This window comes from Neobacillus sp. OS1-2 (assembly GCF_030915505.1).
GTDB lineage: Bacteria > Bacillota > Bacilli > Bacillales > Cytobacillaceae > Neobacillus.
This window is the reverse complement of the sequence record NZ_CP133265.1, coordinates 2,401,780-2,416,503: the sequence shown is the minus strand read 5'-3', so window position 1 is coordinate 2,416,503 and position 14,724 is coordinate 2,401,780. Positions and strand designations below refer to the sequence as shown.

At 39.2% G+C, this 14,724-nt stretch carries 15 protein-coding genes; 5 read left to right on the top strand and 10 right to left on the bottom strand.

The window, feature by feature from the left end; genetic code table 11:
• Positions 1 to 357 precede the first annotated feature (357 nt).
• Positions 358 to 1,686 carry a radical SAM/SPASM domain-containing protein gene (locus tag RCG19_RS11860; protein WP_308107295.1) on the top strand — a complete coding sequence of 443 codons (1,329 nt, stop codon included), beginning with the start codon at positions 358 to 360 and terminating at the stop codon, positions 1,684 to 1,686.
• 278 nt (positions 1,687 to 1,964) lie between these two features.
• On the opposite strand, the gene RCG19_RS11855 is transcribed toward RCG19_RS11860, so the two are convergent.
• The 4 genes from RCG19_RS11855 to RCG19_RS11840 all read right to left on the bottom strand — a co-directional run bounded on the left by RCG19_RS11855 (position 1,965) and on the right by RCG19_RS11840 (position 5,141).
• Positions 1,965 to 2,396: a transcriptional regulator gene (locus RCG19_RS11855; RefSeq protein WP_308107294.1), complete on the bottom strand. Its 432-nt coding sequence runs from the start codon at positions 2,394 to 2,396 to the stop codon at positions 1,965 to 1,967.
• Positions 2,397 to 2,448: 52 nt separating this feature from the next.
• The gene (locus RCG19_RS11850; RefSeq protein ID WP_308107293.1) at positions 2,449 to 3,876 is read right to left on the bottom strand and encodes a sensor histidine kinase; all 1,428 of its coding nucleotides are present in this window, start codon (positions 3,874 to 3,876) and stop codon (positions 2,449 to 2,451) included.
• 407 nt (positions 3,877 to 4,283) lie between these two features.
• Entirely contained in the window at positions 4,284 to 4,712 is a 429-nt protein-coding gene (locus tag RCG19_RS11845) for a YlbF family regulator (RefSeq protein ID WP_308107292.1), read from the bottom strand.
• A 105-nt stretch (positions 4,713 to 4,817) separates the two neighbouring features.
• Entirely contained in the window at positions 4,818 to 5,141 is a 324-nt protein-coding gene (locus RCG19_RS11840; protein WP_308107291.1) for a hypothetical protein, read from the bottom strand.
• Positions 5,142 to 5,445: 304 nt separating this feature from the next.
• On the opposite strand from RCG19_RS11840, the gene RCG19_RS11835 reads away from it, so the two are divergent.
• Entirely contained in the window at positions 5,446 to 5,622 is a 177-nt protein-coding gene (locus tag RCG19_RS11835; RefSeq protein WP_308107290.1) for an Arm DNA-binding domain-containing protein, read from the top strand.
• 55 nt (positions 5,623 to 5,677) lie between these two features.
• On the opposite strand, the gene rlmD is transcribed toward RCG19_RS11835, so the two are convergent.
• Positions 5,678 to 7,051 carry a 23S rRNA (uracil(1939)-C(5))-methyltransferase RlmD gene (gene rlmD, locus RCG19_RS11830; protein ID WP_308107289.1) on the bottom strand — a complete coding sequence of 458 codons (1,374 nt, stop codon included), beginning with the start codon at positions 7,049 to 7,051 and terminating at the stop codon, positions 5,678 to 5,680.
• Positions 7,052 to 7,233: 182 nt separating this feature from the next.
• Between rlmD and RCG19_RS11825 the strand changes: the two genes are divergently transcribed.
• The gene (locus tag RCG19_RS11825) at positions 7,234 to 7,557 is read left to right on the top strand and encodes a hypothetical protein (RefSeq protein ID WP_308107288.1); all 324 of its coding nucleotides are present in this window, start codon (positions 7,234 to 7,236) and stop codon (positions 7,555 to 7,557) included.
• Positions 7,558 to 7,765: 208 nt separating this feature from the next.
• Here the strand turns inward: RCG19_RS11825 and RCG19_RS11820 are convergent, their stop codons facing one another.
• Positions 7,766 to 8,335, bottom strand: a complete 570-nt coding sequence (locus RCG19_RS11820; RefSeq protein WP_308107287.1) for a TetR/AcrR family transcriptional regulator — start codon at positions 8,333 to 8,335, stop codon at positions 7,766 to 7,768.
• A gap of 197 nt (positions 8,336 to 8,532) precedes the next feature.
• Here RCG19_RS11820 and RCG19_RS11815 point away from each other — a divergent pair, with 197 nt between their 5' ends.
• A complete protein-coding gene (locus RCG19_RS11815) occupies positions 8,533 to 10,017 on the top strand; it encodes a DHA2 family efflux MFS transporter permease subunit (protein ID WP_308107286.1) in 1,485 nt (494 codons plus the stop codon).
• 10 nt (positions 10,018 to 10,027) lie between these two features.
• A complete protein-coding gene (locus RCG19_RS11810; RefSeq protein ID WP_308107285.1) occupies positions 10,028 to 10,339 on the top strand; it encodes a DegV family protein in 312 nt (103 codons plus the stop codon).
• An 82-nt stretch (positions 10,340 to 10,421) separates the two neighbouring features.
• Here RCG19_RS11810 and RCG19_RS11805 read toward each other — a convergent pair whose 3' ends face one another.
• From RCG19_RS11805 to RCG19_RS11790, 4 genes are all read right to left on the bottom strand, one after another.
• A complete protein-coding gene (locus RCG19_RS11805) occupies positions 10,422 to 11,885 on the bottom strand; it encodes a nicotinate phosphoribosyltransferase (RefSeq protein WP_308107284.1) in 1,464 nt (487 codons plus the stop codon).
• 64 nt (positions 11,886 to 11,949) lie between these two features.
• Positions 11,950 to 12,495 (bottom strand): cysteine hydrolase family protein, encoded by a 546-nt coding sequence (locus RCG19_RS11800; RefSeq protein ID WP_166245172.1) that lies wholly within the window; start codon positions 12,493 to 12,495, stop codon positions 11,950 to 11,952.
• A gap of 188 nt (positions 12,496 to 12,683) precedes the next feature.
• Complete coding sequence (locus RCG19_RS11795; protein WP_308107283.1) at positions 12,684 to 13,625, bottom strand: diacylglycerol kinase; 942 nt, start codon at positions 13,623 to 13,625, stop codon at positions 12,684 to 12,686.
• Positions 13,626 to 13,793: 168 nt separating this feature from the next.
• Complete coding sequence (locus RCG19_RS11790; protein ID WP_308107282.1) at positions 13,794 to 14,708, bottom strand: hypothetical protein; 915 nt, start codon at positions 14,706 to 14,708, stop codon at positions 13,794 to 13,796.
• Positions 14,709 to 14,724 lie beyond the last annotated feature (16 nt).

The following is a 14,724-nucleotide window of genomic DNA, read 5'->3' as shown; positions in this document are numbered from 1 at the left end:
TTTCACTGTTTTTGGAAAATAAACGGAAAGATTCCGTTTAAATTGGGAAATATGTACATTTCCCTAAAAATAAAGGAAGTTTTTCCGGTTATATGATTCAAATCTTTGGATTTTGTCGTATTTAGAGCAGTTAATCGGAATATCTCCGCTTATATCTGCTTCTTAAGCTTCCTCTATATACATTAGCCGGAAATTCTCCGCCTATGAATTCTCATACCTATACGAAAATCAACAATGAATCATAACAGAACCACTTGGTTATGCTCTACAGAGTGACTGAACTCACTGACCATGCTGAAGGATATCCTTATAATGATTTTGGTCTACCTAATTATGTTTAATGAAAGTTTGTGAAAAATGGAAAACAAGAACAGATATGTTCCATCAAGATTTAATGCTATCACACACACAGATGACAATGGCGTTGTGCTATTTAATAGTTATACGGGTGCGATTACTTATTTTTCAGATCAAGAGAAACAGGCCGTCCTATCTTCATTAAAAAGAGCAGGCACCGATTTATTAGAAAACGAAATACAAGAAGATTTACATACGAATGGTTTTTTAGTCTCTAGCCATGTGGATGAAAAGAGAAGGGCACAATTTCTTCATCAGTCACTGCATCGAACAGACACCATGCATCTCGTGCTAATGCCTACCGAAGCTTGCAATTTCCGATGTACCTATTGTTACGAAACGTTTGAACGTGGAAAAATGAATCGAACCGTCATTAATGGGTTAAAAGCATTTGTCCAAGAAAAGGCGGCGAGTTTAACTGACCTGCATATTAGTTGGTTTGGCGGTGAACCATTAATTTCCTTAGACGTTATCGAGGAGCTATCCGAGACTTTTTTAGCGATTGCAAAGGAAAACCATGTCCAGTACTCTTGTGATCTTGTTACAAATGGGTATCTATTAACAAAGGACACGTTCCAGCGATTACTTTCTTGGAATATAAATCAATTTATGATCACAGTCGACGGAGTAGGAGAGGTTCACGATCGCCGAAGACACTTAACAGGCGGCGGGAGAACATTTGATACCATCATCGAGAATCTAATCGCCATTAAAGACGTCCCCGGCTCATTTGACATTACGATTCGAACCAATTTTGACGAAGACAATCTACAAGCGACTTCCGAATTAACCCATTTTTTAAAAGACCATTTTGCAGATGATAAGCGTTTTGGTATTCTATTTCGACCAGTTGGTCAATGGGGTGGAAAAAATGATGATGACATCCCTGTTTGCAGCCGTACAATGGCTAATAAAAAGATCTGGGAACTGACAGATGAAGCGATCACACAAGGATTCGGTATGAGTTCCATGATAGCAGATTCCTTGATGCCATCCGCGTCGGTCTGCTATGCGGCAAAACCACACTCATTAGTAGTCAGCTCTCACGGACAATTATACAAGTGCACCCTCTCGCTACATGAGGAATTTAATCAAGTGGGAAAAATACATGAGGACGGTCATCTAGAGCTTGATTATGATAAAATTGCCAGTTGGGTTACATCGGGGGAGGAAACAGATGCCGTTTGCCAATCCTGTTTCTATCGGCCTGTATGCCAAGGGAATCATTGTCCTTTGTATCGGATGAGAACTGGAGAAAGGCCATGTCCTTATGAAAAGCGAAATATTAAAAAAGTATTAAACCTAATTTGGAAAAATAGTACTCAATAAATGTGGCTAGTTGACTCATATACATCAATCATGAAAGGTGGTGAGTTACATGCGTGTATTACGCCCAGCTACATCCCCAGTTAACAACCAAGTTACTGGGAAAATCATGAAGTCAGTCCCTGGTAATATAAAATAAGCATAAAATTGTAGAAGGCAACTTCACCACCGGTGAGTTGCCTTCTATAGGATTTTACAAAAATTAGACGGGATTCTACATGGCTGATAATGACTAGGCACGTTAGTTTGTCTTTTTACGATTTTTCATAAACCTTCTCTTTTTAATCGCTTTCAATACTTGGGTTCAGTCTTACCATACACTTCAAGTCTTCATTGCCTTGGTACCATTCAACACAATAACCGTTAGGATCAATATCGGAATATGAAATCAGTTCCTCAAATGCATGACTAATCTTTTGAGGTTCTTTTTTATAATTTACTATAGTAACGCACCTGTACTTACCTTTTTCAATAGTGAATAATTCACCATTGAAATTTCCCTCTTTATCCTTTTCTACTATTTCTGCCGCAGCTTTGTAAGTAATAACACCCATTTCTGGTCTCGATATACCAAAGTATCTTCTCTCGTTTGAAAATGGAATACTAGCATGAAGTCTATCATGTGCATCCTGAATTCCGTCTGGAAAAGAAGTTGCCGTTAGATAAAATACCTTAATATCTTTTTCAATAATAATCGTTTCCATATCGTGCATTTCAACCTCCTTGGAATAAACTAGGGTCATCAAGCCTTCTAGGATTCCATTCTTAAAGGTTACTAAAATAATACTGGGGTAAGATAATTTGTATATGAGTTCCTTTTGAACTGCTATCCACCACGTTTATATCTCCTCGATGTTCAAGAATGATGTTTTTTACAAATGGTAAACCTAATCCTAAACCTTCATTTTTAGATGTCGTAAAAGGATCAAAAATATTATTCCAATGGTCCGCAGGTATTCCCTTTCCGGTATCAATAAAATGAATAAAAATTCTATCCACTTGAATATCGGTAGAAATCATGATATTTCTTACGGATCTTTCTTTCGAAAAGGCCTCCGAGCTATTTTTAATCAAATTGAAAAATACTTGCTTTAAATACACATCGTTGGCATAGGTTTTTAATGTTGTATATTTTTTGTCAAAAAAAACTTCTACAGCATTCCTTTGTAAAAACTCTGCTGCTATTTCAATGGATTGTTCTATGATTTCATTCAAATCCACCATTTTGTAATCAATGGATTTATACTTTAATAATTTTGTGTAATTATTCAGTAATTCCTCCGTTTGATTAGCCGCTTTTTGAATCATTACGGTCATCTTTTTACCTTCAGTAGGCAAATGTGATTCTCCTAATAATTTCGAATATCCGTTAATAATTTGTAGCGTATTTTTAACTTCATGCACTAAACTAGCAGTAAGACTGCCCGCATTATCTAGTTTCTTTTGACGTTCCATTAAACGATTATAATTTACAGTCAATATCGTATTCAATTTAACGAACGAAAAGACAATAATAACTGAAAAAATAATGGTCCCTAAACTGCTAAATAATGCTCCTGTTCCAGGTATAAAATTGAATAATCCAAAAATAAACAGCAACAAGCTGCAAGAAGAAAATGTTCCTAAAAAATCTCTTAAAGAGAGGTTTTGAATTTGTTTAGAAATAATAAAAGTAAAAATAATTAGAATTAGAAAACTGCTAGAATGAATAAGATACAAAAATTGCAACGGCCCATACTCTGGAAAATAGAAATAAAGATCTGAGGTAACGACTTTTACCTCTTTCACCCCGATAATTCCGAATCTTGTCATATTTATTAGATAGACAATAAAGCTCCATCCTACTAAGAATAAAAAAACTTTATGATTAAAAATAGAAGATTGAAATTTATAAAATGATTGATTTTTAATATTGGTAGTATGTTTATTGATTAGAACATGCGCTAAATAAAATACAAGAGGAATCATAAAAGTTGGCCCAATCCTAAAGAATCTAAAAAGCCAAGTGATTAATTCTTTTGAAAGGACACCCTTCAAATATAAAACGGCAATGTCTAATTGCCAAAAACAGATGGAGAGCATATAAAGAAATAAAGCAAATGCTAATTCCGAGCCTTTATATATTTTTAAAACGCATATCGCTAATACGATCGGAATAATTCCAATAATAGCGATCAAAAATGCGATGATCAAAGTTTTTCACCACTCTATTGATATCTCTTTATATAGGCACAGGCATTATTCCCTCCATGCCCATGAGTAGTAACCGCTACCTCATGTATTTCTTGAAATAAAGAAAGTTTCTTTATAGTACCTGCTTCCTTTAAAATGTCTCATCCTATTCCCCCAAAATAACCAATAATTAAGGACATAAATATAGTAACATAATTAGTAGTCATAAAGGACATTGGCACTCCAGAATATGAAAAGCGCAGACAAGTTCCTTCTCTATATCCTGGATATCCACTCTTACCATTCCTTCGTGTATTGCAGCTTTGGCGACTTAAAAGAAAAAACCAAATTCAATCATTTGAATTTGGGAGAGATTTATATATGGTTTTTGTTAATAGATTACATTAATGATAACGTAAGCCGATGTCCTAATGTCCGCCACATCCGCAAGAACCGCCTCCGCCACATCCGCATCCTTGGTCTTCGAGGTCTTCTTCCATTGGAATTCTTTCAAGTTCAATCGTTTTCAGCACATATTTAATCACTAAATCCTGAATCGCATCTAATTCTTGAGATCCATATAGGTAGTCTCGTGAAACTGGATTTAAGTAAATCTTTTCACGAGCTTCTTCAAAAATATTGATTTCTTCTCTTGTAAGTTGATATCCTTGCTGTTGTTTTTGTTGAAGGGCACGCTGCTTTTCAAGAGTTTCATTATATAAAGACATAGCTGCTTCATCCGCATAAAAATCTGTAATCATTGCTCTTAATTTCGGAAATGCTTCCTGATCTAAAATCAATTGGCAAAGCTCTTCCGTCTTCTCTCTTATCTCATCCATATTTGGCTTTGGTCTCATTTGAATCCTCCCCGATATAAAAAGCGTATAGGATATTCATTGTCTTTCAATAATTGATTATTGTTTGTTATGTAGTGAGGGCCAGGACATTCAGCCCTTTTTACGTTATTTTTCACCTTTTACATTATGTTCAGTATGCAAGGTTGCAATCATACCATAAAAAGCATATAAGAAGGATTCTGGCGCTTTCAAACGGAAATGTCCGACATCATCTGCATTGAAATTAAATGCTTTTTCTAACAGCCTATATGTGGCATAGGCATAAAAGCAGAAATAGGTGAAATCAAACCCTGGCATTTTCTCATAAATAACGGCAATTTCCTCTTTATATAAATCAATATTCGCTGTTGCTTCATCAATAATCGTCTTTAAATCCTCTAAGCCAACTTCAAGAATTAATTCATTTTTTTCAATTTTAATATTAGCCATTTAGCTAACCTCCCATTTATAGCCACTATAACCATTAGACCACCTTTTTAAATCCCTTGTAATGATTTGCATCACGGGTATAGTGGTAAATAAATCAAAGAGGCATTAATTAAATTTGAAAATATTGTTTGAGTAAGAATTAAATGGGAAGTAATATTCATTTTTCAAGGGGAAAAACGTAGGCGAATAAAATACGATACCTAACAACAATTATCCAATGAAAGAAGCCGAAAATACTGGTGTACATCGGCTAAATTAAAAGAACTAACAAGTACAGCAATAGCGGAATGACACAACACACAAATTGAAATCAAGAATATTCAGTGTTCGGCAAAGAAATGAAAGATGGGAATACAGAATTGAAACTGAACAAATTGATGGCAAGCGAATGCAAATCACCAAGTGTGGATTTGAAACAAAAGAAGCAGCCATTCAAGCTGCTTCAGATTATATTGAAAATCATGTCCACCATGTTCTGTGAAGTGGACACCCGGTGGACCTGATCCTATTTTTTTACGCAAAAAGCCCTGAAAACCCTATAAATTCAAGGTTAGTAAGGCAACAGTTTCCACGTGTGTAGTCATCGGAAACATATCCACCGGTTGCACTTCTACAGTTTTATAGCCGCCATCCTCTAGAATCCGCAGATCCCGTGCAAGCGTGGCCGGGTTACAGGAAACATACACGACCCTCTTTGGTTTCATTTCAATAATCGTTTGCAGTAAGGCTTCGTCGCAGCCTTTCCGCGGCGGGTCAACCACTAAAACATCGGCAGTGTTCCCTTCTTTATACCACTTTGGAATCACAACTTCTGCTTCTCCTGCGGCAAACTCCGCATTCGTTATACCATTTAATTCTGCATTTCGTTTCGCATCTTCAATGGCCTCTGGCACAACTTCTACACCAAAAACCTTGCGAGCCTTTTTAGCTAAAAATAAAGAAATGGTTCCGATGCCGCAATAGGCATCAATGACTGACTCTTCGCCGCTAAGCCCAGCATATTCAAGTGCTTTATCATACAAAACCTTGGTTTGCACAGGATTGACTTGATAAAACGACAGTGCAGATATGGCAAATTTCACGTCGCCAATATAGTCATAAATTACTTCATTTCCCCAGAGGACACTTGTTTTTTCTCCCATAATCACGTTTGTCCGCTTGGAATTCACATTATGAACAATTGACTTTACCTTCGGAAGCCTGGCAGTTATTTTTTCGACTACCTTACTTTTCTGCGGAAGATCTGCCGTTCTGGTAATAATGACAACCATGAGCTCTTCAGTCTGTTGACCGTACCGTGCCATAATGTGTCTAAGTACGCCTTTATGGGATTCTTCGTGATAGGCAGAAATGCCAAGTTCATTGCAAATTTCTTTTACCACCTGCACTGCTTCATTAATTTCAGGCAATTGAATCAGGCTTTCATTTGTATCGACAATCTCATGGCTCCTCGGTTTAAAAAATCCAGCAATCAATTTACCATCTTTTTCACCGACCGGCACTTGGGCCTTGTTTCGATAATGCCAAGGGTTTTCCATCCCTAGAATCGGGTGCACCATCACATCCTCCAATTTGCCGATGCGCGTTAGAACTTGTCGAACCTGATTCTCTTTGTACTGTAACTGCCCCTCATAGCTGATATGCTCCAGCTGGCAGCCGCCGTATTTGTGGTGCTCACTGCTCGCAATATCGACTCGATGTGGGCTTTTTTCGTAAAGTTCAATTAACCGGCCAATTCCGTAGCCTTTTCCGGTCTTAATTACCTTAATCTTGGCTTTTTCACCTGGCAATCCGTTTGGAACAAATAGCGGATATCCTTCCACCTTCGCAACCCCTGCCCCATCATGGGTTAAATCTTCAAAAAGGACATCTATATATTCATTTTTATTAACTGGTAGTTGTCTGCTCATTTATTTCTTCCTTTACACGTTTTGACTAGCTAAGATTGTAACACAATTTAGTGGACTTACGAAACCTATGGCAAGATACGAGCCTTTTTTCAAAAAAGATTAGAAATTTGTCAGAATATTTTTATTTTAAAATATAATAAAAGTGTATATGATTAAAACTATCTCATTGGAAGGAGTGGATATTGATTAAGAAATTAAAGATCCTTTCCATTCCCTTGCTGCTTGCCTTCTTTGCTTTCAACTTTTTACACTTTTCCAATACCATTCCACACTCACATGCAGAAATAAAAGCAATCATTGTCGTAGATGATTGGACAGTAAAGACACCTTCAGACGATGAGAAAAAGCATCCACTCGGCCTGCAAACACTTTTTGTACTTATTTCCACCCTAACGGCAGTGGTGATTCCACTTCATTTGTTAGCCGAGCAATTTCAGGGAAGGTACGTTTTTTTAAGCCCCAAATTTCATCAATCAAACTACTTAGTCCTCCCTCCTGGATCATAAAGGAAAATCCAAATAAGGGAGGAAGTAATATGTGGATCCGTTTTGTTTTAATTGGTTTCTTTTCTTTATCAGCTGCTGGCATGCTTACCTACCAGGGCATTGAAATATTCCATGCCTTTATGGAATACTTTAGACAGAAATAAATGAAGGCAGGTCCGACGGGAAAGCTTCCCACTGGATCTGCCTTCATTTATTGCTTTTTCACCATTTATTTGGACATCAGGATAATCTGTTCCGCTAAATAGCTTGGACTATATGGAGTCCCTTCTTGCAACCACCAAGATATGATGCCAAGTGTTGCGGAAGCATTAATTTCATTGGGTACCTTGAACGCCGCCCTGCCTTTTGCTTTTCTATCTTCAGCCCGAAAAGCGACGATATCCAGCAAAATACTGAATACTCTTTTGCGAAAATCCTTGTTCTCGAGCATCACATTGTAGAGCCCGGCATTTTGATAAAAGTGCTCTATAAAAGATATAAGTCGGTTCCGGGGTGCTAGGTTTCCTTTTTGAATTAACCTATTATCCTCCGGTGGAGACTCCATTGTCTTGTTTAACTCTTCAAGAACTTCATCAATCGTTTGCTCCATTAGGTCATCAATATCTTGATAATGTAAGTAGAAAGTCGCACGGTTTAATTCGGCACGACCTGCAATCGTTTGGACAGTCAATTTACTTTTATCGCTGTTTTCCTGAATCAATGAAATCAGGGCATCTTTAAACATTTTCTTTGTCCGCTTAATTCGAGGATCCACTTTTGGCTTCTCATTGTTAGACATCCTATCAACCCTTCGTCTATCATTTTATACTTTTTCGACACTTATTTATCAAATTGTCAATTAGTCTACATTTATCTTAAAAGTGTAAATGGCCATTTTAATTGTTCACATGTTACTATTTACCTTATTGACACAGTATCAATTAATCAACTCATTGTCAATCAGCTATAAAAATCGAAAGGGTCGTGTATTAGATCATGGATCAACCTACTCAACAAATAAACAAAGGCCTTCTTCTATTCGTCATGCTCTTAGGCTCATTTCTTTCAGTCCTAAATCAGACGATTTTAAATGTTGCTTTACCAGATTTGATGAAGCAATTTGAGGTTTCTGCCTCAACCGTTCAATGGCTTTCAACTGGTTTTATGTTGGTGAATGGAATTTTAATTCCAGTGACTGCCTTTTTAATGAAACGATTTACCACTCGGCAGCTGTTTATCAGTTCCATGCTTTTTTTATTAATAGGTACTCTCATTAATGCCATTGCCCCAAGCTTCACATTTTTATTAATTGGCCGCATGATTCAAGCTGCCGGTGCAGGTATCATTATGCCCCTATTAATGATGGTCGTCCTTGCGGTGTACCCCGTAGAAAACCGCGGAACGGCAATGGGAACACTCGGACTTGTAATCATTTTTGCACCAGCGATTGGTCCGACCTTGGCAGGATTCATTATCGAACAGCTGTCATGGCGTTGGTTATTTATCGGTATGTTCCCGCTTGTCGCCATCGTAATCGCATTAGCACTTAAATTTCTAGTCAATGTATCGGAAACATCCAAACCAAAACTCGATATAAGCAGTATTATTCTATCCACTGCAGGGTTTGGCGCGTTACTTTATGGATTCAGCATTGCTGGTGACAAAGGCTGGGGAAGCACTGTGGTGTTGGCCTGCTTAGCTGGTGGTGTTCTTTTCCTATTCCTCTTCTGCCGGCGTCAGCTGACTTCTAAGGATCCATTGTTAAACCTACAAGTCTTCGGAGATAGAATGTTCACAATGACAACCATCGTGAATGTCTTGGTGACAATGGTCATGTATGCGGATATGATTTTACTGCCTATCTACCTGCAGTCGAGCAGAGGATACACAGTCCTTGAAACGGGCTTACTATTACTACCGGGTGCATTAATAAATGCATTAATGTCACCCGTATCTGGCCGCTTATTCGATAAATTTGGCGTAAAACCTTTGGCGATGATCGGCCTGGTCTTTATTATCGTTGCATCATGGGGAGTTACCGATTTAAGCGAAACCACTAGTTATCGCTATTTGATGATTCGAACTATCATCTTACGAATTGGGATGTCTTTCATCTCGATGCCCATTACAACTGCCGGACTGAATGCCCTTCCGAAACATTTGCACTCTCACGGTTCGGCCGTTTCTAACACCGTCCGCCAAGTAGCAGGTTCGATTGGAATTGCATTAGTGGTAACCATCATGACATCTAGAGCAAAAAGTCATGCCACTGAATTAATTCATTCTGGTCATATGCAGTCAAAATCTCAGCTAATGATGGAATCGTCGATACTTGGCACGAGTGATGCATACATTTTTACCGTCATTTTGGTTATCATCGCCTTTCTTGTGACATTATTAATGCCTAGAAAAGGAGCGACGAAGCAAGAAGGCACCCTAGCAGAGCAGGAGGGTAATACGAAACCAGCCCGAGAAGGTTGAATGAAGAAAAATGAGTAATCTTTATCAAGAAATATCAAGAACTTTCCGCTATAGAACACAGGTATCCAATGCACGGGTTACAGTATTTGATACTTTAGCAGGCTCACTAGGACATGGTCTCCAGATTATTCGTGCTGCTGAACTTGCCGGTCAGGGACATACAATGGAAGAAATCGTCGAAGAGTTAATCGCTTATCGGGATAAAATGAATATCCTTGTCCTTTTAGACACATTAGAAAATATCGTAAAAGGCGGACGATTAAGTAAATTTCAAGGGCCCATTGCCACAATTTTCAATATGTCGTTTGGATTCCACTTATAACAGTTCAACGGCGCAGTCTAAATAAGACTGCACCTACTCTTCTATGTAAAAAAAGACGCCCTTTCTTAGGACGCCCTCTTGCTTATTCCTTCATCGCTGCTACTTTCTCTTTTACTTCTTCAATATTTTTCATCTTGTTATCCCAGCACTTTTGACTTAAGTCTAGTGGATAATCCTCTGGATTCATAATCCGCTTATACTCGTCCCATAACGCTTCAAGATTTTGCTTTAGATACTCGCGGGATTCTTCTAGGCATGGGATTTCATATACAAGCTTGCCATCAGTAAAAATTTCTTCATGAAGCTCTTTTGCTGTAAAGTTCGTAACCACCTTGTTAATGTACGTATGGGTTGGATGGAACATGCGTAGCCGTTTTTCCGGTAGCTTTTCATCCTCCATCGCGATATAATCGCCTTCGGCATGGTGGTTTGTATTATTGATAATCCGGTAAACCTTTTTTATCCCCGGAGTTGTGACCTTATCTGGATTAGAGGAGATCTTAATCGTGTCCTCCATTTTACCCTTTTCATTTTCAATTGAAACAATTTTATAGACAGCACCGAGCGCCGCTTGATCATAGGCGGTAATCAATTTCGTACCGATTCCCCAACTATCAATTTTAGCACCCTGGGCCTTTAAGTTGATAATCGTGTGCTCATCTAAATCACTTGATGCGTAGATTTTTGCTTTCGTAAATCCTGCTTTATCCAGTAGTTTTCGTGCTTCCTTGGATAGGTAGGCAAGGTCGCCGCTGTCAAGGCGGATCCCGATAAAATTAATCTTATCTCCTAGCTCTTTCGCCACTTTAATGGCATTTGGTACACCGAGACGGAGGGTATCATACGTATCTACTAAAAAGACACAGTCTTTATGTGCTTCAGCATATTTTATGAAAGCTGTATATTCATCCTTATAGGCTTGAACCATCGAATGGGCATGAGTGCCCGCCACAGGAATGCCAAACAGTTTCCCGGCCCTTACATTGCTGGTTGCTTCAAAGCCTGCAAGGTAGGCTGACCTAGTTCCCCAAATCGCTGCGTCCATTTCCTGCGCCCGTCTTGTCCCAAATTCCATCGCCACTTCACTACCGACGACTTGCTTGATCCTTGAAGCCTTCGTGGCAATCAATGTTTGGTAATTCACAATATTAAGCAAGGCAGTTTCAATAATTTGCGCTTCGCCTAGTGGTGCATCTACACGTAAAATCGGTTCATTCCCATAAACAAGTTCGCCCTCTTTCAGCGAACGAATAGAACCCGTGAACCGCATATTTTTTAGATATTCAATAAAATCGTCCTTATACCCTACTTCATTTTTCAAATACTCTAGGTCTTCTTCACTAAAATGGAAGTCCTGAATATACTGAATTATTTTCTCTAGCCCTGCGAAAACAGCATAGCCATTTCCGAAAGGAAGCTTGCGGAAAAATAGTTCGAAGACCGCACGTTTATTATGTATCCCATCTCTCCAATACGTCTCTGCCATGTTAATCTGGTATAGATCAGTATGCAGAGCTAAACTATCATCATGATAAATGTGTTTCATAATTCGACCTCCGAAATACTATTACAGCTTTTCACCATTATAACTGATAATATCATTTAATACACTATTTAACCACAGCACCTAGCGATTGTTCAAAATGTCCAAGAGCCCACTCGTGTCCTGCTGGATTGAAGGAAGCAACGGCATCTTTGTAAACAACCATTTTAAAACCCTTATTATAGGCATCAACAGCGGTATGTAAAACACAAATATCGGTACAAACACCAACAAGGTGAACCTCGTTAATGCCGCGCTCGCGTAATTTGATTTCAAGATCTGTTCCTGCAAATGCCGAGTATCTTGTTTTATCCATATAGACAACATTTTCACGCTGTTTATTCTCTTCATATACATGTTGTAGGGCGCCATACAAGTCCCGGCCAGAGGTGCCGCGCAAATTGTGCGGCGGGAACAGCTTCGTTTCCGGATGGTATTCGTCTCCTTCGTCATGAACATCGATAGCAAATACAACGTAGTCACCATTTGCGATAAACTCTTTCGTCAACTCAACGATTTTCCCCTCAATAGCCTGCCCAGGCTCTCCACAGGTTAACGCTCCTGCATCCGCAACAAAATCATAGGTGTAATCGATATTAATGAACGCCTTCATCTTCCATCGCCCCTTTTTATTGTCTTGACGTGTGTCTTGAATTTATTATACACAGTTTTTTTAACGGCTGATACTTTTAAATTCCAAGAGCTCGACTATTTGCAATGGGTATTGTGATCTCTCTGAGTGCCCGGCCGTTTGGTTTTTCTTATTATATGAAAAAAGTCCGCCCCGCAGGAGCGAACTCATCAACTATATCTCTTTCCCGATTCCCAATCTGTCGGTCGGTCATTCGGGCGAATATTCTCAAGAGGCACAAACACTTCTAAATGGCGATACAGGTTTTCAAATTCACTAGGCAGCAAGCCGCCGAATTCGCCATCTAAATTCAACTGAACTTTTTCGTCTGAATATACTTTAATCCTGTTTGCCTGCGTGTAGATCACATTCGGGTCATTCACATGTTCACCGCGGATCGCTAACGTGGCGATTCGGACAAACTCAGCAAGATTTACTTTTTTCAAAATTAACAAGGAAAATAATCCATCATTTATGGAAGCATCAGGTGCAAGCCTTTCAAATCCACCAATCGAATTGGTCAGCCCCACTAAAAACATCATCGCTTCTCCTTCAAAAAGCTTTCCATCATATTCAATCGTTAGATCAGAAGCTTTAATCGAAGGAAGCATTTCCATTCCTTTTAAATAGTAGGCAAGTTGGCCGAGCATCGTTTTTAATTTGCTGGGCACTTCGTATGTAAGCTCAGTTATCCTTCCGCCGCCGGCAATATTAATAAAGTATCGGTCATTAATCCGGCCAATATCGACGGGAATTAATTCCCCTTTCGTGATAATATCCACAGCAGCTCCAACATCTCTAGGGATATGAAGGGCTCTGGCAAAATCATTGGTTGTACCGGCTGGAATAATTCCTAACTTCGGACGAAATTCCTGCTCGGCAAGGCCATTTACGACCTCATGAATCGTTCCATCACCGCCAGCAGCAATGACGATATCATACTGACGCTCGACCGCTAACCGTGCTGCGGCCGTCGCATCACCAGCACCTGTTGTGGCATGACAAGATGCTTCATATCCGGCAACCTCTAATTTTTCAAGAATTTCCGGCAGATTCCGTTTCAGAACTTCTCGTCCTGATGTAGGATTGTAAATTAGTCTTGCTCTTTTCATTATCATCATCCTATTTTTTAAATAACATGGCTTTATCAATTCTATATTCTACCAATTTTCTTCATCGCTTACAAACAAATTGCAAAAGCCATTGTATTACTATCTCCTCCAACGTCCGTATTCTATCATAACGTCTTTTTATTTATTTGCAAAAATTAGAGCAGCAATTTATTGTTTCGAATTTAGGCTGACATCGTAGGCGCCCGCAATGTGAATTTGATATTTACCTTCACCTGATTGATAAACCGCATTTTTTCTCGTCCCATATTCCGGGCTCTCTTTTTCTGTTACCTGCCATTCGCCTTCTTTCCCACTTACATTTTCCACACCAATAGCCGATACCTTCAGATTACTATTTTCCGCAGCATCCACAACAATTGATGATGCACTCTCAATATTCCAGTCGTTTGCGAGCGAACGCGGTTTTAAGGTAAGCGAATTACCATTTCCGATTACTTCAAGTTTTACATTCCCCGGCACAAGAATTGTTCCCGCCAGACTTCCCTGTGAATCAAACGGGCCGATCTCGCTGGGCAGCGTCTTTACATTTAAATAAAGAGTATCTCCCTTTTTGGTTGCCGCCATGAAATCATCCGCACTTTTCAGCAGCTTTTCCTTTTTCGCCGTTTGCACCCGGTACGTACCAAACATCGATACTTCCTTTTCCTCCGTAGCTTCAATTGTCATATCGTAGCCGACAGTCCGCACCACCACACGTTTAATGCTATCGTCCATTTGATAGGAAAAAGCCGGCAGTTCAAACGAACGCTCCTCCCTTGCCATTACTTCCTCAGCCTTGTCCATTAGGCCTGTCGCGTTTAAGACAGCAAAAGCGATCCCAACCGTCCCAATCACGCCAACAAAGAAAATACTTAGAAAGTCATATTTTAATACAGGCTTTTCCTGCCGGGATAAAAATAGATAGAGAAGGATTTCAATCCCAAGGACTACTAATAAAAGCGGCCACCATGCCGTCATTACCTGAATAAGATCTAATCCCAAAAACTTCGAAAAAAAGAGGAATAAACCGAGCAGTAACAGTGATGCCCCCATCGAAAACGTTCCAACACGCCAGGTCCTCATATTTCTTCTCCTCCCT

Coding starts and splice junctions, on each gene's coding strand:
- RCG19_RS11860 (WP_308107295.1), top strand. CDS start 358: ATGGAAAACAAGAACAGATATGTTCCATCAAGATTTAATGCTATCACA.
- RCG19_RS11855 (WP_308107294.1), bottom strand. CDS start 2,396: ATGCACGATATGGAAACGATTATTATTGAAAAAGATATTAAGGTATTT.
- RCG19_RS11845 (WP_308107292.1), bottom strand. CDS start 4,712: ATGAGACCAAAGCCAAATATGGATGAGATAAGAGAGAAGACGGAAGAG.
- RCG19_RS11840 (WP_308107291.1), bottom strand. CDS start 5,141: ATGGCTAATATTAAAATTGAAAAAAATGAATTAATTCTTGAAGTTGGC.
- rlmD (WP_308107289.1), bottom strand. CDS start 7,051: ATGAGCAGACAACTACCAGTTAATAAAAATGAATATATAGATGTCCTT.
- RCG19_RS11820 (WP_308107287.1), bottom strand. CDS start 8,335: ATGTCTAACAATGAGAAGCCAAAAGTGGATCCTCGAATTAAGCGGACA.
- RCG19_RS11815 (WP_308107286.1), top strand. CDS start 8,533: ATGGATCAACCTACTCAACAAATAAACAAAGGCCTTCTTCTATTCGTC.
- RCG19_RS11810 (WP_308107285.1), top strand. CDS start 10,028: ATGAGTAATCTTTATCAAGAAATATCAAGAACTTTCCGCTATAGAACA.
- RCG19_RS11805 (WP_308107284.1), bottom strand. CDS start 11,885: ATGAAACACATTTATCATGATGATAGTTTAGCTCTGCATACTGATCTA.
- RCG19_RS11800 (WP_166245172.1), bottom strand. CDS start 12,495: ATGAAGGCGTTCATTAATATCGATTACACCTATGATTTTGTTGCGGAT.
- RCG19_RS11795 (WP_308107283.1), bottom strand. CDS start 13,625: ATGAAAAGAGCAAGACTAATTTACAATCCTACATCAGGACGAGAAGTT.
- RCG19_RS11790 (WP_308107282.1), bottom strand. CDS start 14,708: ATGAGGACCTGGCGTGTTGGAACGTTTTCGATGGGGGCATCACTGTTA.